This is a genomic window from Allobosea sp. GW823-FHT01F03 (genome assembly GCF_058798075.1).
On sequence record NZ_CM179505.1, the window covers coordinates 2583275 to 2605504 of the forward strand.

A 22230-nucleotide genomic window follows, 5' to 3' on the forward strand; every position below is an offset into this window, starting at 1 on the left:
TCCGATGCGATCCCGAAACATGCTGAGCGCGCCCGCCAAGAGGCGCCATGCCAGGAGGAATCCATGTCCGCCACCGGAATCGGCGCTCCCGTCCGCCGCAAGGAAGACCATCGCTTCATCACCGGCCAGGGCCGCTATACCGACGACATCAACCGGCCGGGCCAGGCGCATGCCTATTTCCTGCGCTCGCCGCACGCGCATGCGACGCTGAAGAAGATCGACACCAAGGCTGCGGCGGCGATGCCTGGCGTGCTCGGCATCTTCACTGGCGACGACCTCGCCGCCGACAAGATCGGCGGGCTGATCTGCGGCTGGATGATCCACAACAAGGACGGCTCGCCGATGAAGGCCGGGCCGCATCCGGCCCTGGCGCAGGGCAAGGTCCGCTATGTCGGCGACCATGTCGCGGTCGTCGTCGCCGAGACGCTGGCGCAGGCGCGCGATGCGGCTGAGGCGATCGACGTCGATTACGGCGTGCTGCCGGCGGTGGTCGACACCGCGACGGCCGCGCAGACGAAAACACAAGTTCATGCCGAGGCGCCGGGCAATACGGTGTTCAACTGGCATCTCGGCAACAAGGATGAGACCGAGAAGGCCTTCAAGGCCGCCAAGCATGTGACGAAGCTCGATCTCGTCAACAACCGGCTGGTGCCGAACGCGATGGAGCCGCGCGCCGCGGTCGGCGATTACGACCAGGGCGAGGGAGCGTTCACGCTCTATACGACGAGCCAGAACCCGCATGTGGCGAGGCTCGTGCTCTCGGCCTTCATCGGCATCGCGCCGGAGAACAAGCTCAGGGTGATCGCGCCGGATGTCGGCGGCGGCTTCGGCTCGAAGATCTTCATCTATGCCGAGGAGACGGTTTGCGTCTGGGCGGCGAAGAAGGTCGGCCGCCCCGTGAAATGGACCTCGGACCGCACCGAGGCCTTCCTTTCCGACGCGCATGGCCGCGATCACGTCACCCATGCCGAGCTCGCCACCGACGCCGAGGGCAAGATCCTGGCGATGAGGGTGCACACCACCGCCAATCTCGGCGCCTATCTTTCGACCTTCTCCTCCTCGGTGCCGACCTATCTCTACGCACCGCTGCTCTCGGGCCAGTACGACATCCCGGCGATCTATTGCGAGGTCGACGCCGTCTATACCAACACCGCCCCGGTCGACGCCTATCGCGGCGCCGGGCGGCCGGAGGCGACCTTCGTGGTCGAGCGCCTGATCGAGGTCACGGCGCGCCAGCTCGGCAAGGACCCGGCCAAGTTCCGGATGCAGAACTACATCAAGAAGTTCCCGCATCAGACGCCGGTGATCATGATGTACGACACCGGCAATTACGGCGCCTCGATGAAGAAGGCGCTGGAGCTGATCGACTATAAGGGCTTCGCCAAGCGCAAGCGCGATTCCGGCCGCAACGGCAAGCTGCGCGGCCTCGGCTTCTCCTCCTATATCGAGGCCTGCGGCATCGCGCCTTCGGCGGCGGTCGGCTCGCTCGGCGCCGGCGTCGGCCTTTGGGAATCGGCAGAGGTCCGGGTCAACCCGATCGGTACCGTCGAGGTGCTGACCGGCTCGCACAGCCATGGCCAGGGCCATGAGACGACCTTCGCCCAGCTCGTCTCCGACCGGCTCGGCGTGCCGCTCGAAAACGTTTCGATCGTCCATGGCGACACCGACAAGGTGCAGATGGGCATGGGCACCTATGGCTCGCGTTCGGGCGCCGTCGGCATGTCGGCGATCGCCAAGGCGCTCGACAAGGTCATCGCCAAGGGCAAGAAGGTCGCCGCCTATGTGCTGGAGGCCGACGAGGCCGATATCGACTTCAAGGACGGCAATTTCCTGGTCAAGGGCACCGACCGGAAGCTCGATTTCGGCTCCTGCGCCCTGCAGGCCTATGTCGCCCACAAGTTCAACGGCCAGGATCTCGAGCCGGGGCTGAAGGAAGGGGCGTTCTACGACCCGACCAATTTCACCTTCCCGGCCGGCGTCCATATTTGTGAGCTCGAGATCGATCCCGATACCGGCGTGACCCGGATCGAGCGCTGGGCCGCGGTCGACGATTTCGGCAACGTCATCAACCCGATGATCGTCGAAGGCCAGGTCCATGGCGGCATCGCCCAAGGCGTCGGTCAGGCGCTGCTCGAAGGCGCCCGCTACAATGCCGACGGCCAGCTCGTGACCGCGAGCTTCATGGACTACTGCATGCCGCGGGCCGACGATTTGCCGTCCTTCCAGGTCGGCATGACGGTGACGCCATGCCCGTCGAACCCGCTCGGCATCAAGGGCTGCGGCGAAGCGGGCGCGATCGCCTCGCCGCCCGCCGTGATCAACGCCATCACCGACGCGCTCGGCCATGAGGACATCGCCATGCCGGCGTCGCCGCAGGCGGTCTGGCGCGCGGCGCAGAAGACGATTGCGAGGATGGCGGCGGAGTAAGCCGCGTCATCCCGGACAAGCCGCGAAGCGGCGCAGCTCCGGGATCCATCGTAGAGCGCTGCGCCTTACGATGGATCCCGGCGTTCCGCTTCGCTCCAGCCGGGATGACGGAGAGAATTCGGAAAGGGAACAGTCGATGTACGCTTTCACCTATCACCGCCCGACCAGCGCAAGGCAGGCCGCCGGCCTGCTCGCCAAGAAGGAAGATGCCAAGCTGCTCGCCGGCGGGCACACTTTGCTGCCGACGATGAAGCAGCGTCTGGCCTCGCCGGCTGCGCTGGTCGATCTCTCCTCCTGCGCCGATCTCAAGGGCATCGCCCGCAAGGGCCGCAATCTCGTGATCGGCGCGATGACCACCCATGCCGAGGTCGCGGCCTCGCCGGAGGTGCAGGAAGCGATCCCGGCGCTGGCCTTCCTCGCCAGCCATATCGGCGATCCGCATGTGCGCCATCGCGGCACGATCGGCGGCTCGGTCGCCAATAACGATCCGGCGGCCGATTATCCGGCGGCGCTGCTGGCGCTCGGCGCCACGATCGTCACCAATCAGCGCAAGCTTAGCGCGGCCGAGTTCTTCACCGGGCTTTACGAGACGGCGCTGGAGGAGGGCGAGATCATCACCAAGGTCTCGTTCCCGCTGGCCTCTAAGGCCGGCTACGCGAAGTTCCGCAACCCGGCCTCGCGCTATGCGCTGGTCGGCGTCTTCGTCGCCAAGCGCGGCAGCGAGGTCGCGGTCGCGGTCACCGGGGCGGGCGAGGGCGGCGTCTTCCGCTGGCCGGAGGCGGAAGCCGCGCTGAAGGCGCGTTTCGCGCCGAAGTCGCTGGACGGGCTGAAGCACTCCGCCAAGGGCATTAATGCCGACATGCATGCCGATGCCGAGTACCGCGCCCATCTGATCGGCGTGATGGCGAAGCAGGCGGTGGCGCAGGCGACCGGGAAGGGCTGAGCGGCCAGCCGCTCCCTTCTCCCCTTGCGGGAGAAGGTGGCCCGAAGGGCCGGATGAGGGGTCGATCAGGTCTTGAGGGCTCTGGGGAATGCTGCGCGGCACCTGTGGCCAGCGTCGCGCGACCCCTCACCCCAACCCTCTCCCGCAGGGGGAGAGGGGGCAGGTCGTGGATCGCCTTTCGGGCAGCTTCTCTTCAATAAAAGAACCGCTCCTCGACGATCTTGCCGTCCTTGACGGTGTAGAGCCCGACCTCGTGCATCTTGCGGCGCTCGCCGCTCTCATTGACGGTGACGTCGAAATAGAAGGTCACGGCGAACTGTTCGCCGTTGAGATAGGGCCCTTCGGTGGTGAACTCGTGCAGTTCGTGATTGGCGACCCACCATTCGCCCTTCTGCCTGACGGCGTCCTTGCCGCGGCAGACCTCCATCGGGCCGGGCATGTTCTCGTAGCTGACGATCTCGTCGGCATTGTAGGCGCTCGCGGCCTCGTCGTGCCGGCCATCCTTGAGCAGGGCGACGAAGTCGGTGGCGAGCTCGGCTGTGCTGGTCATGGTCTTATCCTCCGCCCGCGATCCTGCCGAGCTTCGGGTCAGAAGCTGTCAGCAGGATGACCTTGCGTGAGGGGCTAATGCAGATCGCGCGTGTAGACGAATTTCGGCATGCTCCAGTTGAAGCGCAGCGCCATGATCCGCAGCACCAGCCCGACGGCCATGGCGAGGATGGTGACGAGGTCGTGCGGCAGCTCCACCCTGAGGCCGCCGACATAGATCAGCCCGGTGACGACCGAGACCGTCGCATAGAGTTCGCTGCGGAAGAGCAGGGGGATGTCGGCGCAGAGCATGTCGCGCAGCACGCCGCCGACGCAACCGGTGATCAGCCCGGCCGTGATCACGATGATGAAGGGCTGTTGCATCTCCAGCGCGACATTGCAGCCGATCACGGTGAAGAGCACGAGCCCGACCGCGTCGAGCAGCAGGAAGACCTTGCGCAGCCGGTACATGAAGCGGGCGATGAAGATGGTGAACAGGGCCGCTGCCGCGGTGATCAGCAGGTAATGCGGATGCTTGACCCAGCTCAGCGGGTAATGCCCGAGCAGCATGTCGCGAACCGAGCCGCCGCCGAGCGCCGTGATGCTGCCGAGCATGCAGACGCCGACCCAGTCCATGCTGCGGCGGCCGGCCGCCAATGCAGCCGACATGGCTTCGACGATGATCGCGACGATGTACATTGCGCCGAGCACGCCGGAATCTCCGCTCGCTATCAACCGGACCTGTTAGGGACTAAGGAAAGCCACAGGTCAAACCGGTCTTGCGGGGCTGGCGACGCTTCGACATCTTCCAGGACCGGGACCTCATGACGCCTGCCATGCCGACCTCGATCGACGAAACCCTCGCGCTGCTGCAATCCCAGGGCTATGTCGCCGACCGCGCGCTCGCGACGGTGCTGTTCCTGGCGCTCAGGATGAAGCGCCCGCTGCTGCTCGAAGGCGAGGCCGGCACCGGCAAGACCGAGATCGCCAAGGTTCTGGCTGCCGGACTCGGGCGCCGGCTGATCCGGCTGCAATGCTATGAGGGGCTCGATCTCGCCTCGGCCGTCTACGAGTGGAACTATGCCGGGCAGATGATGGCGATCCGCCTCGCCGAGGCCGGTGGCATCGCGGGCGATCGCGAGCGGCTGGAGAGCGACCTGTTCTCCGAGCGCTATCTGGTCAAGCGTCCGCTCCTGCAGGCGCTGGAGCCGCAGCAGGGCGGGGCGCCGATCCTGCTGATCGACGAGCTCGATCGCACCGACGAGGCCTTCGAAGCCTTCCTTCTGGAAGTGCTGGCCGATGCGCAGGTGACGATCCCCGAGCTCGGTACGGTCAAGGCCGCCGAGCCGCCGATCGTGATCCTGACCTCGAACCGCACGCGCGAGATCCATGACGCGCTGAAGCGGCGCTGCCTCTACCATTGGGTCGGCTATCCAGACGCGGCCCGCGAACTCGCCATCCTGAAGGCCAAGGCTCCGGCGGCGCCGGTCAAGCTGGCGAAGCAGGTGGTTTCCTTCGTGCAGGCGATCCGCAAGGAGGAATTGTTCAAGGCGCCGGGTGTCGCCGAGACGCTGGACTGGGCGAGCGCCCTCGTCGAGCTCGATGCGGTGGCGCTCGACCCGGCGATCGTCTCCGACACGCTCGGCGCGCTGCTGAAGTACCAGGACGACATCCAGGCGATGCAGGGCTCGAAGGTCGGCGAACTGCTCGACCAGGCCAAGCAGGCGGCGCGGGGGTAGTGCATCCTCATGGTCGGCCTTGCGCCGACCATCCACGTCTTCCCTGCATCCGCGCCGCCAGACGTGGATGCTCGGGACAAGCCCGAGCATGACGGAGTGAGCGATGAACGACGACATCAAGGCGATCGAGGCCGCGACGCAGACCTATCTCGACGGGCTCTATGAGGGCGATGTCGAAAAGCTCGCCTTGGTCTTCCACCCGACCAGCGCGCTGACCCAGTCGCTCGACGGCGAACTCAAGGTCGTGCCGCGCGAAAACTGGTTCGAGGCGGTGCGGGGCCGCAAATCGCCGAAGGCGGCGGGGCTCGAGCGCGGCGACCATGTGCTGGCGATCGACCTCGTCGGGCCGTCAATGGCGCTGGTCAAGGTCAAGTGCCAGATGCCGCCGCGCTATTTCACCGACCTGCTCTCCTTCCTCAAGGTCGACGGCAAATGGGTCGTGGCGCAGAAGGTGTTCATGACCGAGACGGGGACGTGACGACGACGTCCGGAATGAGAGGCGCGGGGAACCCCTCTCCCGGATGGGAGAGGGGCAGGGGTGAGGGACCGCCCTTTCACCATCAGGCCCCAGCGTTGCCGGCACGCCTTCTGCGGAAACGGCAGGCCCTCATCCGGCGCTCCGCGCCACCTTCTCCCATCCGGGAGAAGGAAGAGAGCGTCGCGCGCTTCATCGGCGGTGCAAGACGTGGATGCTCGCCACAAGGGCGAGCATGACGGTGGAGATATGACCGGAAAGCTGCCCGAGAATATCGCCTATTTCGCCCGTGCCCTACGGATCGCCGGTCTGCGCGTCGGGCCGGGCGCGGTGGTCGAGGCGGTCGAGGCGCTGGCGGATGGCGCGCTCGGCGGCCGCGAGGACGTCTACTGGGCGCTGCATGCGATCTTCGTGAAGAAGCACGAGGATTCAGCGGTCTATGACCAGGCTTTCAGGCTGTTCTGGCGCCGGCGCGGGCTGATCGAGAAATTGATGGCGCAGATGTCGCCGGTAACGCCCCGGGTCGATGCGCCGCCGCAGAAGCCCGAGGCTGGAGCCTTGCGCGTCGCCGAGGCCTTCGCGCCGCCGGCGGAGGAGGAGCCACCGCCGGTCGAGCTGACGGAATTGTCGGCGCGGCTGACGGTGTCGGAACGCGAGACCCTGAAATCGCGCGACTTCGCCCAGATGAGCGCCGCCGAGATCGCAAAAGCGCGCCAGCTCATCGCGGAATTGCGCCTGCCCGACGATGCCGTGCCGACGCGGCGCTTCCAGGCGGCGCATGCCGGGGCGCGGATCGATCCGCGCCGTACTTTCCGCCGCTCGCTGAGGGGCGGCGGCGCTTCGATCGATCTCGCCTTCCGCGAACGGGCGCAGGTGCATCCGCCCTTGGTGGCGCTGGTCGACATCTCCGGCTCGATGGCCGAATACTCGCGGATCTTCCTGCATTTCCTGCACGCCATCACCGAGCAGCGCCGACGCGTGCATTCCTTCGTCTTCGGCACGCGCCTGACCAATGTCACCCGCAGCCTGCGCGCCCGCGATCCCGACGAGGCGCTGGCGCTGGCCGGCAGGGCAGCGCCGGACTGGGAGGGCGGCACCCGCATCGCCTCGGCCTTGCATGCCTTCAACCGGACCTGGTCCCGCCGGGTGCTGTCCGGCGGCGCCGTCGTCCTGCTGTTCACCGACGGGCTGGAGCGTCATCTCGACGACGAACTCGGCTTCGAGATGGACCGGCTGCAGCGCTCCTGCCGCCAGCTGGTGTGGCTCAACCCGCTCCTGCGCTATGATGCCTTCGAGGCGCGGGCGAGCGGCATCAGGGCGATGCTGCCGCATGTCGATTCGTTCCGGCCGATCCATAATCTCGCGGCGATGGCCGATCTTTGCGCCGCGCTTTCGCCCGATGCACGGCAGGCAGGCGATCCGCGCCAGTGGTTGAAGAGGGCGGGTTGAGGCATGATGTCTTCCAAACCAGCCCTCATCCTGAGGAGCGATCGCAGATCGCGTCTCGAAGGATGTTCCAGAGTATACTGGAGCCATCCTTTGCAACGCCGTTGCGCGGCTGCTCTGCGCGATGGCTGAGAGGGAGGCGAAAGCCATGATCAGCACCGACACCGACATCCTCGCCACCGCCGAGGCCTGGGCCAACGCCGGGCGCGGCGTCGCGCTCGCCACCGTGATCGAGACCTGGGGCTCGGCCCCGCGGCCGGTCGGCTCGCATCTCGTCATCGACGGGGAAGGGAATTTCCTCGGCTCGGTCTCGGGCGGCTGCGTCGAGGGCGCCGTCGTCGAGGAGGCCGGCGAGGTGATCGCGCAGGGCAGGGCGCGTACGCTCGAATTCGGTGTCGCCGACGAGGCTGCCTGGAAGGTCGGGCTTTCCTGCGGCGGTCGGATCAAAGTCTATGTAGAGCCGGTCCGCGGCAAGGAAACGAACTGATGGCCTCCTGGGAAACCCTCGTCGCCTTCGCGACGCTGACCTTGCTGGTGGCTTACTTCCCCGGCCCGGCGCTGCTCTACACGGCGGCGCAGACCATCGCCCATGGCCGCAAGGCCGGGCTGATGGCGATGCTCGGCATCCATCTCGGCTGCTATGTCCATGTCTTCGCCGCGGCCTTCGGCCTGTCGGCGGTGTTCAAGCATGTGCCCGAGCTCTATTTCGCGGTGAAGATCGCCGGCGCGCTCTATCTGGTCTGGCTCGGCATCGGCATGATCCGTTCCAAGCTCGGCTCGTCCGAGGAGCGCCCGGTCGCGCCGCCGAAGACGGTGAAGCGGGCGCTGGTCGATTCCTTCATCGTCGAGATCCTGAACCCCAAGGTCGCGCTGTTCTTCATCGCGCTCCTGCCGCAGTTCGTCGATCCCTCGGCTTCGCTGCCGGTCTGGGCGCAGTTCCTGATCCTCGGCACGATCGTCAACTTCTCCTTCTCCTCGGCCGATCTCGTCACCGTGTTCGGCGCTACCCTGGTGATGAAGACGATGAAGGCGAGCCGCGCCGGTTTCGGCATCGGGCGCTGGCTCGGCGGCGGCATGATGATCGGGCTCGGGGTCAAGCTCGCGGTGGACAAGGGCTAGGCCATGGAACTGTCGCTGCTTTCGGCGCTCAATGCCGAGCGTGCGGCGCGCCGCGCCGCGGTGCTGGTCACCGATATCGGTACGGGTGCGCAAAGACTGGTCAAGGCGGCGGAGCTGCAGCAGGACCCGCTCGCCGAGCTGATCGACAGGCAGTTGCGCACCGGCAAGAGCGGTTCGGTCGAGGTCGACGGCAAGGCCCATTTCCTGACGGTGCAGGCGCCGCCGCCGCGCCTGATCGTCACCGGCGCGGTGCATATCTCGCAGGCCATGGCGCCGATGGCGAAGCTGCTCGATCTCGACGTCACCGTCATCGATCCGCGTACCGCTTTTGCGACACCGGAGCGCTTTCCCGAGGTGACGCTGCTGCCGGAGTGGCCGGACGAGGTGCTCAAGCGCCAGCCGCTCGACGCCTACACGGCGTTCGTCGCGCTGACGCATGACCCGAAGATCGACGATCCCGGGCTCGTCGCGGCGCTGAACTCGGACTGCTTCTATATCGGCGCGCTCGGCAGCCGGAAGACACATGGCCGGCGCCTGGAGCGCCTGGCGGCAGCGGGCTTCGGCGAGGCGCAGACGGCGCGCATCCACGCCCCGATCGGGCTCGACATCGGCGCGGTCTCGCCGGCCGAGATCGCGCTCGCGATCCTCGGCGAGATCGTCGCCACCCTGCGCGGCCCGCGCCGCAAGCCTGCAACAGAGCCTGTATGAGTGCCCGTATGAGTGCCTGCCCATGAAGTTCGGTCCCATTCCGATCGCCGAAGCGGCGGGCAGCGTCGCGGCACACACCGTGCGTGCCGGCGACGCCATCGTCCGCAAGGGCGCGACGATCAGCGCGCAGGATGCCGAGCGGCTGGCGGCGGGCGGGCTGACCGAGATCGTCGCCGTCCAGCTCGAGCCCGGCGATATCGACGAGAACACCGCAGCCGAACAGCTGGCGCGGGCGCTGGCCGGGCGGGCGGTTGTGACCGAGGCGCCGTTCACCGGGCGGGTCAACCTGTTCGCGGCGGCGGCCGGCGTGCTGACCATCGACACCGCGCTGATCGACATGCTGAACGGCATCGATGAGGCGATCACGGTCGCGACCTTGCCGGCGCTGAAGGCGGTCGTCGCCGGCGAGATGGTCGGTACGGTGAAGATCATCCCCTATGCCGTGCAGGAGCGCCAGATCGCCGAGGCGCTCACGCGGCTCGGCAGCGCGCGGCCGATCGCGATCACCGAATACAAGCTGAAATCCGTGGCCGTGGTCTCGACCCTGCTGCCCGGCCTCAAGCCCTCGGTCGTCGACAAGACCTTGCGGGTGATGGCCGAACGCCTGGCGCCGGCGGGCGGCGAGATCGTGCTGGAGCGCCGTGTGCCGCATGAGGGCGCGCCGCTCGCCACGGCGATCCGCGAGGCCGCCGCCGGGCCGGCCGAGCTCGTCGTGGTCTTCGGCGCTTCGGCGATCACCGACCGGCGCGATGTGGTGCCGCAGGCGCTGGCCCTGGCCGGCGGGCGTATCGAGCATCTCGGCATGCCGGTCGATCCCGGCAACCTCATGCTGATCGGCGAGCTCGACGGCAAGCCGGTGATCGGCGCGCCGGGCTGCGCCCGCTCGCCGAAGGAGAACGGCTTCGACTGGGTGCTGCAGCGCTGCCTCGCCGGCCTGCCGGTGCGCCGTGCCGAGATCCAGGGCATGGGGGTCGGCGGGCTGCTGATGGAGATCATCTCGCGGCCGCAGCCGCGCGCGCCGGGCCATGCCGCGGTCGCGCCCGTCGCCGGACTGGTGCTCGCGGCCGGTCGCTCGACCCGTATGGGGGCAGACAACAAGCTGCTCCAGCAGGTGCGCGGCGAGGCGTTGGTGCGCCATGCCGTCAAGGCACAGATCGCCTCGCGGGCCGCGCCGGTCTTCGTCGTGGTCGGCCACCAGGAGGCCGAAATCCGGGCGGCACTGGAAGGGCTCGACGTCCGCTTCGTCCGCAATCCCGGTTTCGCCGACGGCCTCTCCAGCTCGCTCAAGGCCGGGCTCGCGGCGCTGCCGGCTGATGCGCAGGGCGTCGTGGTCTCGCTCGGCGACATGCCCAATGTCACGCCCGGCGTGATCGACCGGCTGGCCCAGGCCTTCGCCGACAGGCCGGACGCGGTGGCGGTGGTGCCGACGCTGCTCGGGCATCGCGGCAATCCGGTGCTGCTGTCGCGGGGGCTCTTCGCCGCGGTTGCCCGGCTGTCGGGCGACGAGGGTGCCCGGCGCCTGCTGGAGGAGGCCGGAGACGCCGTCGAGGAGGTCCCGCTCGACGACCCCGCGATCGCGATCGATGTCGACACGCCCGAAGCGCTTAAGGCCCTGACCGGTGCGCCTCTGCGCTCCTAGTTCGACGCGCAGGAGGCTCGAGCCAGCCAGGCTATCGGAGGTGTTTCGTGCGGTTTGGCAGGCGCTTCAGCGCTTCCAGTAGACTCCGAGCGTCGCATAGGCCGCATTCGGCTGGTCGCTGGTCTGCTGCGCCCCGGCGGCGAGGCGCCAGTTCAGGCCGAACAGCCTGAAACCGGTGAGGTGCAGGCCCAGTCTGAGCTTGTGATAGTCCTGCTGCCGGTAGAACTCGATCTCGGGGCCGAGATAGAGGCCGGGGGCGAGCTTCCAGCCCGGCGAAAGCCTGAGCCAGAAGCGCTGGTCCAGCGTCGCGGCATAGGCATTGGCCTGGAGCAGCAGGTTCTCCAGCGGGGTCGCCCAGAGATCGAATTGCAGCCGGCCGCCGATGCGGTCGCTGAACCGCGTGCGGGTCCTCGTCTCGCTGAAGACCGCCTCCAGCTCCGGTCCGGCCGACAGCGCCAGGAAAAGGTCGCCGATGCGCCATTCATAGCCGAGCAGCGCATGGACCTCGGTCTTGACCATGCGTCCGCGTGCCGGGCTGTGCTCGGCCGGCTCGATGCTCTCGCCCCATTTCAGCCCGAGCCGGAAGCCGCTGGCGTCGAGCCCGCCTTGCCCGAAGGCGCGCTTGAAGCCGACCGAACCGTGCAGCTTGCTGCGGTCGGTGTCGAATGAGGCGAAGATCACCATCGAGAGCGGTGTACGCTCATGCAGGGTGCTGTCGGCCGAAGTCGGAGCGGAAGCGAGGGCTGCCGTCGCAATGATGACGGACCCCCCAAGCCCTTTCGCCCGCTCGGTGACGCCCCACGCCACGCCTACGCCCCCTCGGCTCTTGAAAACGGCCGATCACGCTACGGAGAGGAAGTCTGGCAGCAGATGAAATTCTTGCAAGTTTTTGTTAACCATGACGGCGCAGCCTGATGGCATCGGCCAGCCTTCTTCTCGCAGAGGAGTGCATCGTGTCATGGCATCCAAAGATTTCATCAGCCAGCTCGCCGGCTACGGCCTGACGACGGCCAATATCCTCTACCGCCTGCCGGACCATCCGACTTTCCTGCAGAGTTACATCTGGCAGGAATACGATCTGGCGCCACGCTTTCCCGAGCTGCGTGCCTTCCTGGATTTCTGGCGGCGCGAGCTCGAGGGACCGCTGCATTCGGTGACGGTGGCGCATTCGCGCCTGATCCGCCCGGCCGAGATCGTCAGCGTCAACGGCGTGCTGACCCTGCATTGACGCCGTGCGCCGCGGCGGGGTTGTTGGCCCTGCGCCCGCCATGCTAGGGCGCAGCTCCAGCCCTTCGCCCGGCGATACAGCTTGTCCTCTCCCCTGCGCACTTCCGGCCTGCTGCATGCGCTCGCGAGCCTTCCCGGCCCGCGCATCGCAGTCGGCGACATCGTCGCGGCGCTGCGCGACCGGGCCTATGCTTTGCTCATCGTGCTGCTCGGCCTGCCGAACTGCCTGCCGATGCCGCCGCCGATCCCGCTGGTCTGCGGCCTGGTCCTGGCCTTCATCGCGATGCAGATGCTGATGGGACGCACCACGCCCTGGCTGCCGCAGCGCCTGCTCCGGCGCAGCATCGCCCAGGCCGATCTGGCGCGGGCGGTTTCACGCGCGCTGCCGCCGCTGATCCGGCTCGAGCGCTTCTCGAAGCCGCGCCTGATGATGCTGAGGGGGCCGTTCGCGCTGGCGCTGCTCGGCGTGCTGCTGCTCGTCCTGGCGCTCGGGCTGGTGGTCGCGGCGCCCTTCATCGGCCAGATTCCGCTCGGCCTCGCGGTCTGCCTGGTCGGGCTCGGGCTGGTCGAGCGTGACGGCGTGCTGATCGTCGGCGGAGCCGTGGTCGGGGCAATCGGCCTCGCGCTCTCGGCAGGCTTCGCCTATGCGCTGGTGAGCTCGATCGCCAGCCTGTTCTGAGAGCCTCGAGCGCCGCTCAGGCGGCGAGTTGCTTCTCGAAGGGCTGGTCGAGCGCCAGCAGCCGGTCGATCTCGCGGGGCGGGACGCCCTTGGAGAACAGGAAGCCCTGCAGTTCGTGGCAGCCGACCGCCTGAAGGAAGCGGTGCTGCTCCGTGGTCTCGACGCCCTCGGCACAGACGCGCAGGCCGAGCGCGCGGCCGAGATGCACGACGGAATGCACGAGAATGGCGGATTCCCCGGTCGTCTCCATGTATTCGAGGAAGGAGCGGTCGATCTTGATCTTGTCGAAGGCGAAGCGGCGCAGATAGATCAGGCTGGAATAGCCGGTGCCGAAATCGTCGAGCGCCAGGCCGATGCCATGCGCCCGCAGGTCCATCATCGCGTTCTCGGCGGCGTCGGCGTCCTCGACCACGACGCCCTCGGTCAATTCGAGTTCGAGCCGGCCAGGGTCGAAACCGGTTTCGTCGAGGATGCGGATGACGCTGGCGACGAAGTCCTTGTGGCGGAACTGGATCGGCGAGACGTTGACAGCGAGCTTGATCCCCGGCCATTTCAGCGCCTGCTCGCAGGCGCGGCGCAGCACCCATTCGCTCAGCGGCATGATCAGGCCGCGCTCCTCGGCGATGCCGATGAACTCCGAGGGCGGGATCATGCCGTGCACCGGGTGCGGCCAGCGCACCAGCGCCTCGACGCCGACGATGGTCGCGCCGTCGATCGAGACCTGAGGCTGGTAGTGCAGCAGAAGCTCGTCGCGGTTGATCGCGTTGCGCAGGTCCTCCTCGACCATGCGCTTGACCTGGAGCGCCCGGTTCATCTGCGGTTCGAAGAAGGAGTAGCGGTTCCGTCCCTCGTTCTTGGCCTGGTAGAGGGCGGTGTCGGCGAGGCGCATCAGCGTGCCACGGTCAGCGCCGTCCTGCGGGCCGTGGGCGATTCCGATGGAGCAGCCGATGGTGACGGCGACGCCGGCGATCTCGAAAGGCTCCGTGAGCGAATCGAGGATTCGCTGGCCGAGCGCAGCGCTGGCGCCGGGCTCGTTCATATGGGTCTGGATGATGCCGAACTCGTCGCCGCCGAGACGGGCGACCGTGTCGCCGACGCGCAGGATGGTGGTCAGGCGTTTCGCGACCTGCCGGATCAGCTCGTCGCCGGCATTGTGGCCATAGGTGTCGTTGACGGCCTTGAAGCGGTCGAGGTCGAGCATCAGGACTGCGAGCCCGCTCTTGGTACGGCCGAGCTGGGCGAGTTCCTGGTCGAGTCTGAGATCGAAGGTGCGGCGGTTGGGGAGGTGAGATAGCTCGTCCTGGCCGGCCAGACGCTGGATTTGCTGCTCTCGAAGGGTGATCTGGGTACCCGCATGGCGCAGGCGATGGAAAACATAGGCGAAGATCGCGATGAAGAGCAGCCCGACCCCGGCAAGGGCCCAGAAGAACTGCCGCATCATCGCGTCGCCAGGCCGGTCCGGCGTCCAGGTCAGCCATGCTCTGATGGCGCCGTCCGCCGAAACGATATCGCGGCGAGTCAAGCGGTCGGGAGGACGCTCGCCGACGATCCGCACATTCGGGACACGGTAGCGCTGGGCCAGATCTTCGAGGAGTGACGCGGTGGTGCGGCGATAGCCGACGAGATAGGCGGGACCGGCAGGGGAGGGGGTCCTCGCGCCAGCCATGCTGGCCGCTCTCAGATCAGCGATCACAACGCCCAAGGTCTCCTGGCCATCAGACCTGAGAAAGGCGTTCAGCGGTCCGCTCGTCGTGGTTGGGGTTGCATGCGTGGTCGTGGCCATGGCGCCAGGCAGTTCGGCGGCGAAATGGCGCAAGCCTTCATAGCCGGCCTGGCCGGCGGCCTGGCCGCCTTCGACGCCGGCGAGAACCTTGCCCGAGGCGGTGACGAGATAGGCGCCGTCGAAATCGAGGAAGCGGCTGGCGAATCGCGCAAAACCCCATTGCAGGGCCGGGCGCGGCAGGCTCGCATCGAAGATCGGCTGGAGCAGCCCGGCATCGGCCAGGTTTTCGAGGCGATGGCGGCGCAGCCGAACCTGGCTTTCGATCGCCGCTTCGACGCGATCATATTGTCTTTCCGCCTCGACGCGGTTCGCATTGAGCATGATCGCGACGATGACGCCCACGGCGGCCGCGCTGACGAATGCGAAGGCACAGGCCAGGGTTGCCACCGTGCTCGTCAGCATCCGAGCCGACGAATTCATGTTGGGCAAACGAGCAGAAAGCGGCAAAATGCTCCACCTGTCCGGGCGCGCAGATGATCCATCCTGACAGGCGAATCTTGCCATCCGGTTTCCAGCGATGCCGACGAAGTGCGCGAAATCGTTGTCGCGCTGCCGAGAACGGGCGTCCGGAACCGCCTGGCGGCCCGCGCTCAGCTCTCCGTCGGTTCGTAGGGTGGGCGCGGAATCGCCATATGCGCGGCGCGCAGCGCAGCCGACCAACGCTCGCGCAGATCGTGGAAATAGGGCTCGCCGGCCTCGATCCGGCGGTTGAGTTCCGGTGCTTCCGCGTCGCGGCGGAGCATGATCAGGTCGATCGGCAGGCCGACGCCGAGATTCGAGCGCATGGTCGAGTCCATCGAGATCAGACCGACCTTCAGTGCGTCATAGAGATCGGTCCTGAAGGTCACGGCGCGGTCGAGGATGGGCTTGCCGTATTTGTGCTCGCCGATCTGCAGGAAGGGCGAATCCATGCCGCATTCGATGAAGTTGCCGGCCGAGTAGATCATGAACAGCCGCATCGGCTGGCCGATGATCTGGCCGCCGAACAGCAGCGACATGTCGTATTTGACGCCGGCATCGCGCAACGCATCGCCATCGGTCTCGCGCACGCGGCGGACCGCCCGGCCGACGAGCTGGGCGGCGCGGAACATCGAGGGCGCATTCTGCAGCGTCTCCGGCTCGCCGGTCTCCGGATTCGGTACGCCCTCGTGCAGCAGGCTGACGACCGACTGGGTGAGGGAGAGGTTGCCGGCGGTGGCGAGCGTCAGGGTACGCTCGCCCGGCCAGGAGAAGACGTGGAGCTTGCGGAAGGTCGAGATGTCGTCGAGCCCGGCATTGGTGCGCGTGTCGGCGATCATCACGAGACCGTCCTGGACGAGGATGCCGGCGCAATAGGTCACGTGACGGGTCTCCGGAGCGGGGCGCGTATGGCTGGTATCAGGCGCTCATGGCGAGGACAATCACTGCCCCTGCTGGCGCGGCCGGGCGGCCTGGGCGCGGACCTCGACCAGCAGGGTCTCGCCATTGCCGCCGGTGCGGGCGCCGCGGACCGGCGCCGCGTCGGCATAGTCGAGACCGGTCGCGACGCGGATATGGGTGTCGATCGGGCAGAGCCCGTTGGCGCAGTCGAAGCCGATCCAGCCATAATCCGGCAAATATGCCTCGGCCCAGGCATGGGCCCCGCCGGCATGGGGCAGCGTCTGCGATTCCGCGACATAGCCGGAGACATAGCGGGCGGGCGCACCGAGCGAGCGGGCACAGGTCATGAAGACATGTGCGACATCCTGCGGGATGCCTTCGCCCGCTTCGAGGCAGGCGCCGGCGCCGATGCCGAGGCGCTCTCCGGTCGGCACGCAGGTGATTCTTTCTTGCAGCGTCTCCATCAATGCGTGCAGGCGCGAGAGCTCGCTGCCGCCTCCGGCCGCCGCCTCGGTCGCGAGGTCGCGCAGAGCGGCGCTCGGCTCGGTCAGCCTGGTGTCGCGCATGAACACGGCCGGCGGCACCTTCTCGACCACGCCCCGGATGACCCCAGCGAGATCGATGGTTTCGACCATGCCGTTGACTTCGATCGCATAATTTTCGATCGGCCCGTCGGCTGAGAAATCATGGACGAGATTGCCGAACGGATCCTGGCTGGAACGCAGCCGGCCGTCGATGTTCGGTGTGATCCGCCAGGACATGACATGCTGGCCGTCATGGTCGCGGGGCGTCAGCCGCAACACCTGCCGGAGCTGGCGCACCGGCTCGGCATAGGCATAGGCGATGCTGTGCGAGATCCGGATACGCATGGCGGCTGCTTGAGGTCCTCGGTTCCGTCGGTGGCCAATGGCCTATTGCAGATATTGGTCGACGATGATCGCACCAAGGCGGTTGTTCTCGGTGATGAAGTCCTCGATGAATTCGTGCAGCCCGCGCCGGATCACCGCGTCGATCGGCATGTTCGACAGGCTGGCCAGGGTCTTGCGGGCCTGGCGCTGGGCCGGGCCGTGCCGGTCATAGGCATCGCCGATCTGGTCGAGGAAGCGCGAGATGCTCTCATAGCAGCTCGCCAGCGAGCGCGGCATGCGCTTGTTGAGGATCAGGAGATCGGCGATCAGCACTGGCTTCACCGCTTCGCGATAGACCCAGTGATAGGCGGTCAGCGCCGAGACCTCGCGCAGCATCGTCGTCCACTGGAAATAGTCGAGCGAGCCGCCGACCTGCTCGGTCTCCGGCAGAAGCAGATGGTACTTCACGTCGAGGATACGGGCGGTGTTGTCGGCCCGCTCGAGATGCACGCCGAGTCGCGAGAACCAGTAGCCGTCATCGCGCAGCATGGTGCGGTAGGCCGAGCCGTCGAAGACCAGCGAGACGTTCTTTACCCAGTCGAGGAAGCGGGCGAACTCCTCGCGGTCCATGCGCTTGCGTTCGAAGCGCTGGAGTTCGAGCCAGGCGCCGTTGAGCGCGTCCCACATTTCCGAGGTCAGCGCGGTGCGGACTGCACGGGCGTTCGAGCGGGCGAGGGCGAAGCAGTTGCGGATCGAGGACGGGTTATCCGGGTTGAAGGTGAGGAACTCGCAGACATTGCGCTCGTTCGCCTCGTCATAGGCGAGGGCGAAGGCATCCTCGCAGCCGGCGGTGGCGACGGCGCTCTGCCATTCGGTGCCGGCGCCGCCATAGGCGGAGGGCAGGTTGGTCAGGCGGGTCGTGGCGTCGAGGATGCGGGCGAGATACTCGGCCCGTTCGACATAGCGCGAGACCCAGTAAAGGCTGTCGGCGGTGCGCGAAAGCATGGTCAGGTCCGGGATTCCGGGAGGACTCGAAGACAGGTGAAAGCGGGCATCCTCATGCGTCGAGCACCCAGGTGTCCTTGGTGCCGCCGCCCTGGCTCGAATTGACCACCAGTGAGCCTTCCTGGAGGGCGACGCGAGTGAGCCCGCCGGGCACGCAGGAAATGCCGTTGGCGCCCGAGAGCACGTAAGGCCGCAGGTCGACATGGCGCGGCGCGACGCCGGAGGCGACGAAGGTCGGGCAGGTCGAGAGCGCCAGCGTCGGCTGGGCGATGAAGCCCTCGGGCTGGAGCTTGAGCTTCTGCCGGAAGGTCTCGATCTGGGCCTTGCTGGCATGGGGGCCGACCAGCATGCCGTAGCCGCCGGAGCCGTTGACCTCCTTGACCACCAGCTTTTCGAGATTGTCGAGCACATAGGCGTTGGCCTCGGGCTCGCGGCAGCGATGGGTCGGGACGTTCTTCAGGATCGGCTCCTCGCCGGTGAAGAACTTCACGATCTCGGGCATGTAGCTGTAGACCGCCTTATCGTCGGCGACGCCGGTGCCGACCGCATTGGCGAGGGTGACGTTGCCGGCCTTGTAGGCACCGATGATGCCGGGCACGCCGAGCACGGAATCGCCGCGGAAGACCAGAGGGTCGATGAAGTCGTCGTCGATGCGCCGGTAGATCACGTCGACACGCTTCGGCCCCTGGGTCGTGCGCATGTAGACGATATCGTCCTTGACCAGCAGGTCCGAGCCCTCGACCAGCTCGACGCCGAGCTTGTCGGCCAGGAACGAGTGCTCGTAGAAGGCCGAATTGTACTGGCCCGGCGTCAGAAGGCAGATCGTCGGGTCGGAGGAGGCGCTGCGGGGCGCGACCGAGCGCAGCGTCGCCAGCAGCTGGTCGGGGTAATTGTCGACCGGCGCGACGCGGTGGGTGGCGAACAGCTCCGGGAAGAGCCGCAGCATCACCTCGCGGTTCTCCATCATGTAGGAGACGCCGGACGGGGTGCGGGCATTATCCTCCAGCACATAGAAGGTGTCGGCGTCGACGCGGACGATGTCGATGCCGGCGATGTGGCAGTAGATGCCGTGCGGCACCTGGAAATCGACCATCTGCAGCTGGTAGCAGGCATTGCGGTAGACCAGATCGGCCGGGATGATGCCGGCCTTCAGGCACTCCTTCTTGCCGTAGACATCGGCGAGGAACATGTTCAGCGCGGTGACGCGCTGGCGCAGCCCTTTCTCGAGCTTGGTCCATTCCGGCTTGGTCAGCACGCGCGGGATGATGTCGAAGGGGATCAGCCGCTCGGTCGATTCCTCGTCGCCATAGACGGCGAAGGTGATGCCGATGCGCCGGAAGAACAATTCGGCCTGGGAGCGGCGCAGGGCCAGCATCTCGGGCGGCGCTTCCTTCAGCCAGCGGTCGAGCTCGACATAGGCCGAGCGCAATCCGCCTTTTCCCCCCGTCATCTCGTCGAACGCCGGCATGCAGGCTTCTTCCCCTGTTTCGGGTAGCCTATGCGCAATTGCGCGGCTTCGGAAAGAGGTCTGCTGCCGAGGGTTGCGGCGAAGCTTGCCCGTTCCTTGGGCAAAGCGCGGCGACCGGACCGCGGTGGGCGCGCCGACGAAAGGGGATGAGGGCGGAGCGATCATGCCTTGGACAGCGCAGGCGCTGCCAAAGGGGGGCCTGCGGCGTTGCTGTCGCTTGCCTGGCTGGCGGGAGGAGCGCAAGGTCCGCGGCGGCGACAGGTTAGAAAGATTCCAATATGGGATTGAAGCCCTATTTGCTCCGCTTGCACCGCTGGATCACCCTCGTTTTCGCGCTGCCTCTACTCGGAATCATCGTCTCGGGGCTGGTGCTGTCGCTCGAGCCGCTGGCGCAGCGCCAGGCACCGGCGGCGCCTCTGACCGAAGCGCGGCTGCTCGGCTTCCTCGACCGCTACGACCCGGACGGCAAGGCGACCGGCCTCTCGGTTCGCACCTATGACCAGCTGGTCCGACTGTCCGGCGTCGGAGAGGACGGAACAGTGGATGTCGGCCTCGCCAGCGGCGAGGAGGTCGAGACGGAGGGGCTCGCCGAATGGTTCGGCTGGGCGCGCGGCCTGCACGAGCGGCTGCTCCTGGACCTCGGCTGGCTGGTGACGGCCAGTACCGTCGCGATGATCGCCCTGGCCGTGCTTGGCGTCGCCATGGGCTGGCCGCGCTTGCGCAACACGCTGGGCGGCTGGCACGCCGGAATGGCCTGGCTCACCCTGCCGCTCGCCGTGCTGAGCCCGCTGACCGGGCTGTTCATCGTGATGGGCGTCGGAACCGGTGGGGCGCCTGCCGGGCCGCGCGGCGAGCGCGTGCCGATCCGCGCCGCGGTCTCGGCCGTCGCGCGCGACCATGATCTGGCCGGCCTGACCTCGCTGCGGATGCGGGGCGGGCGCCTGGTCGCCCGGATCTACGAAGGCAACCGGCTGTCGACCTATGTCGTGACCCGGGAAGGGCTGCAGCCGGCACCGACGAACTGGTCGCGCGCGCTGCATGAGGGCAACTGGCACGCCTTGCTGGGGACCACTTTCAACACGCTGCTGTCGCTGGTGCTGATCGGGCTCTGGGGTACGGGGCTGGTCATCTGGGCGAGGCGCCGCTTCCGCAAGCGCCGTCCACGGGCGCTGCAGTCGGCGCGCGCCGCGGCGTCCGGCTGATCCGGGGACGTTCAGATCAGGCCGAGCCCCTTGAAGCTGGCATGGCCGTCGCGGCCGACGATGATGTGGTCGTGGATGGCGATGCCGAGCGGCTTGGCGATGTCGACGAGCTCGCGGGTCATGCGCATGTCGGCGCCGGACGGCGTCGGGTCTCCGGATGGATGATTATGGATTAAAATCAAGGCTGTAGCCGATAGTTCCAAGGCGCGGCGCATCACTTCGCGCGGATAGACCGGGGTATGGTCGACGGTGCCGGTCTGCTGCACCTCGTCGGCGATCAGGGCGTTCTTCTTGTCGAGGAAGAGGATGCGGAACTGCTCGCGCTCGGCGAAGGCCATCGCCAGGCGGCAATAGTCGATGACCGAGGACCAGGAGGAGAGCACGGGCTTCTTGGCGATCTGGCCCTTCATCGCCCGCTTCAGCGAGGCCTCGACGATCTTGAGGTCGAGCGCGACGCTCTCGCCGATGCCCTTGACCTCCCGCAGCCGCGAGACCGGTGCGCCGATCACCTCGGCGAAGGAGCCGAAATGCTGGATCAGCTGCTTGGCGAGCGGCTTGACGTCGCGCTGCGGGATCGAGCGGAAGAGCAGCAGCTCGAGCAGCTCGTAATCGGGCAGGGCGCTGTCGCCGCCTTCGAGGAAGCGCTGGCGCAGCCGCTCGCGATGACCGAGATGGTGCGGGGCGGCGCTGGCGGGCGCGGCAACGGGAGCGGGACTTCCCTTGCCGCTTTCGCTCATCTGGGTGCGAGCGGGTTGTCGCGGCCGGCGGGCGAGCGCGTGAAGATCTCGCAGCCGTCTTCCGTGACGCCGACCGTATGCTCGAACTGGGCCGAGAGCGAGCGGTCGCGCGTCACGGCGGTCCAGCCATCGGAGAGCACCTTCACGCTCGCCTTGCCGAGGTTGATCATCGGTTCGATGGTGAAGAGCATGCCGGGCTTGAGCTCGGCACCTTCGCCGGGGCTGCCATAGTGCAGGATGTTCGGCGCGTCGTGAAAGACCTCGCCGAGGCCGTGGCCGCAGAAATCCCGCACCACCGAGCAGCGCTCGCCTTCGGCATAGCGCTGGATGGCGAAGCCGATATCGCCGGTGGTCGCGCCCGGGCGCACTGCGGCGATGCCGCGCAGCAGGCTCTCATAGGTGATCTCGATCAGGCGCTCGGCCTTGCGGGGTATCGCGCCGACGCCGAACATCCGGCTGGAATCGCCATGCCAGCCATCGAGGATCAGGGTGTAGTCGATATTGACGATGTCGCCCTCGCGCAGCGGCTTGTCGTCGGGAATGCCGTGACAGACGACATGGTTGATCGAGGTGCAGATCGACTTGGTGTAGCCGCGGTAGAACAGCGTCGCCGGATAGGCACCGTTGTCCATGGCGAACTGGAAGGCGAGATCGTCGAGCCGCTGGGTCGTCACGCCGGGCCGAACCTCGTCGGCGAGCATGTCGAGCCCCTGGGCGACCAGGCGCCCGGCCTTGCGCATGCCGTGGAAAGCTTCGGCGCCGTGCAGCTTGATGACGGGCTCGCGCCTTGCGCGCGCGATCGATTCGTCGAGGGTCATGTCGAGAAGTGGCTCCTTGATGCCTTTATTTATTGGCTTTGGCGGCTGGTGCAAGCCGGACGGGCCGGGCCGCGACATCG

At 67.2% G+C, this 22230-nt stretch carries 22 protein-coding genes; 12 read left to right on the top strand and 10 right to left on the bottom strand.

Translation table 11 applies throughout. The features are described from left to right. The first annotated feature begins 63 nt into the window (after positions 1–63). Together AC3RCC_RS12310 and AC3RCC_RS12315 are read left to right on the top strand one after the other, a co-directional pair. On the top strand, positions 64–2427 hold the full coding sequence (locus AC3RCC_RS12310) for a xanthine dehydrogenase family protein molybdopterin-binding subunit (RefSeq protein WP_492258574.1): 2364 nt from the start codon (positions 64–66) through the stop codon (positions 2425–2427). Between the two features lie 136 nt (positions 2428–2563). Further along, entirely contained in the window at positions 2564–3370 is an 807-nt protein-coding gene (locus AC3RCC_RS12315; RefSeq protein ID WP_492258575.1) for an FAD binding domain-containing protein, read from the top strand. Between the two features lie 193 nt (positions 3371–3563). Here AC3RCC_RS12315 and AC3RCC_RS12320 read toward each other — a convergent pair whose 3' ends face one another. Then, positions 3564–3920, bottom strand: coding sequence for a SnoaL-like domain-containing protein (locus tag AC3RCC_RS12320; RefSeq protein ID WP_492258576.1), 357 nt, complete (start codon positions 3918–3920; stop codon positions 3564–3566). Positions 3921–3994: 74 nt separating this feature from the next. Further along, a complete protein-coding gene (locus AC3RCC_RS12325) occupies positions 3995–4597 on the bottom strand; it encodes a trimeric intracellular cation channel family protein (RefSeq protein ID WP_492258779.1) in 603 nt (200 codons plus the stop codon). A 125-nt stretch (positions 4598–4722) separates the two neighbouring features. Here AC3RCC_RS12325 and AC3RCC_RS12330 point away from each other — a divergent pair, with 125 nt between their 5' ends. The 7 genes from AC3RCC_RS12330 (at position 4723) to AC3RCC_RS12360 (ending at position 11024) form a co-directional block, all read left to right on the top strand. After that, complete coding sequence (locus AC3RCC_RS12330) at positions 4723–5637, top strand: AAA family ATPase (RefSeq protein WP_492258577.1); 915 nt, start codon at positions 4723–4725, stop codon at positions 5635–5637. 103 nt (positions 5638–5740) lie between these two features. Beyond that, on the top strand, positions 5741–6115 hold the full coding sequence (locus AC3RCC_RS12335) for a nuclear transport factor 2 family protein (protein ID WP_291640891.1): 375 nt from the start codon (positions 5741–5743) through the stop codon (positions 6113–6115). Between the two features lie 246 nt (positions 6116–6361). Beyond that, positions 6362–7561, top strand: coding sequence for a vWA domain-containing protein (locus tag AC3RCC_RS12340; RefSeq protein ID WP_492258780.1), 1200 nt, complete (start codon positions 6362–6364; stop codon positions 7559–7561). 145 nt (positions 7562–7706) lie between these two features. After that, entirely contained in the window at positions 7707–8045 is a 339-nt protein-coding gene (locus AC3RCC_RS12345; protein ID WP_291640888.1) for an XdhC family protein, read from the top strand. Further along, positions 8045–8677, top strand: a complete 633-nt coding sequence (locus tag AC3RCC_RS12350; RefSeq protein WP_291640886.1) for a LysE family translocator — start codon at positions 8045–8047, stop codon at positions 8675–8677. Before AC3RCC_RS12345 ends, AC3RCC_RS12350 begins: the two co-directional genes overlap by 1 nt. Positions 8678–8680: 3 nt before the next feature. Then, positions 8681–9385, top strand: a complete 705-nt coding sequence (locus tag AC3RCC_RS12355) for an XdhC family protein (RefSeq protein WP_492258578.1) — start codon at positions 8681–8683, stop codon at positions 9383–9385. A gap of 22 nt (positions 9386–9407) precedes the next feature. Next, a complete protein-coding gene (locus AC3RCC_RS12360; protein ID WP_492258579.1) occupies positions 9408–11024 on the top strand; it encodes an NTP transferase domain-containing protein in 1617 nt (538 codons plus the stop codon). Positions 11025–11090: 66 nt separating this feature from the next. Here the strand turns inward: AC3RCC_RS12360 and bcsS are convergent, their stop codons facing one another. Next, positions 11091–11831, bottom strand: a complete 741-nt coding sequence (gene bcsS, locus AC3RCC_RS12365; RefSeq protein WP_291640881.1) for a cellulose biosynthesis protein BcsS — start codon at positions 11829–11831, stop codon at positions 11091–11093. A 151-nt stretch (positions 11832–11982) separates the two neighbouring features. Here bcsS and AC3RCC_RS12370 point away from each other — a divergent pair, with 151 nt between their 5' ends. Then, complete coding sequence (locus tag AC3RCC_RS12370) at positions 11983–12252, top strand: usg protein (protein WP_492258580.1); 270 nt, start codon at positions 11983–11985, stop codon at positions 12250–12252. An 81-nt stretch (positions 12253–12333) separates the two neighbouring features. Then, positions 12334–12930, top strand: coding sequence for an exopolysaccharide biosynthesis protein (locus tag AC3RCC_RS12375; RefSeq protein ID WP_291640877.1), 597 nt, complete (start codon positions 12334–12336; stop codon positions 12928–12930). 16 nt (positions 12931–12946) lie between these two features. On the opposite strand, the gene AC3RCC_RS12380 is transcribed toward AC3RCC_RS12375, so the two are convergent. From AC3RCC_RS12380 to AC3RCC_RS12400, 5 genes are all read right to left on the bottom strand, one after another. After that, positions 12947–15115 carry a putative bifunctional diguanylate cyclase/phosphodiesterase gene (locus tag AC3RCC_RS12380; protein ID WP_492258581.1) on the bottom strand — a complete coding sequence of 723 codons (2169 nt, stop codon included), beginning with the start codon at positions 15113–15115 and terminating at the stop codon, positions 12947–12949. A 188-nt stretch (positions 15116–15303) separates the two neighbouring features. Further along, complete coding sequence (locus tag AC3RCC_RS12385) at positions 15304–16053, bottom strand: proteasome-type protease (protein WP_291647435.1); 750 nt, start codon at positions 16051–16053, stop codon at positions 15304–15306. 60 nt (positions 16054–16113) lie between these two features. Further along, positions 16114–16941, bottom strand: coding sequence for a transglutaminase family protein (locus AC3RCC_RS12390; RefSeq protein ID WP_492258582.1), 828 nt, complete (start codon positions 16939–16941; stop codon positions 16114–16116). Positions 16942–16983: 42 nt separating this feature from the next. After that, positions 16984–17925 (bottom strand): alpha-E domain-containing protein, encoded by a 942-nt coding sequence (locus AC3RCC_RS12395; RefSeq protein WP_291640868.1) that lies wholly within the window; start codon positions 17923–17925, stop codon positions 16984–16986. A gap of 52 nt (positions 17926–17977) precedes the next feature. Then, positions 17978–19393 (bottom strand): circularly permuted type 2 ATP-grasp protein, encoded by a 1416-nt coding sequence (locus AC3RCC_RS12400; protein ID WP_492258583.1) that lies wholly within the window; start codon positions 19391–19393, stop codon positions 17978–17980. Between the two features lie 296 nt (positions 19394–19689). On the opposite strand from AC3RCC_RS12400, the gene AC3RCC_RS12405 reads away from it, so the two are divergent. Continuing rightward, positions 19690–20595 carry a PepSY domain-containing protein gene (locus tag AC3RCC_RS12405; protein ID WP_492258584.1) on the top strand — a complete coding sequence of 302 codons (906 nt, stop codon included), beginning with the start codon at positions 19690–19692 and terminating at the stop codon, positions 20593–20595. Between the two features lie 11 nt (positions 20596–20606). Here the strand turns inward: AC3RCC_RS12405 and radC are convergent, their stop codons facing one another. Together radC and map are read right to left on the bottom strand one after the other, a co-directional pair. Continuing rightward, on the bottom strand, positions 20607–21332 hold the full coding sequence (gene radC, locus AC3RCC_RS12410; RefSeq protein WP_492258585.1) for a RadC family protein: 726 nt from the start codon (positions 21330–21332) through the stop codon (positions 20607–20609). Further along, positions 21329–22150: a type I methionyl aminopeptidase gene (map, locus tag AC3RCC_RS12415; RefSeq protein ID WP_291647431.1), complete on the bottom strand. Its 822-nt coding sequence runs from the start codon at positions 22148–22150 to the stop codon at positions 21329–21331. Before map ends, radC begins: the two co-directional genes overlap by 4 nt. Positions 22151–22230: the final 80 nt, after the last annotated feature.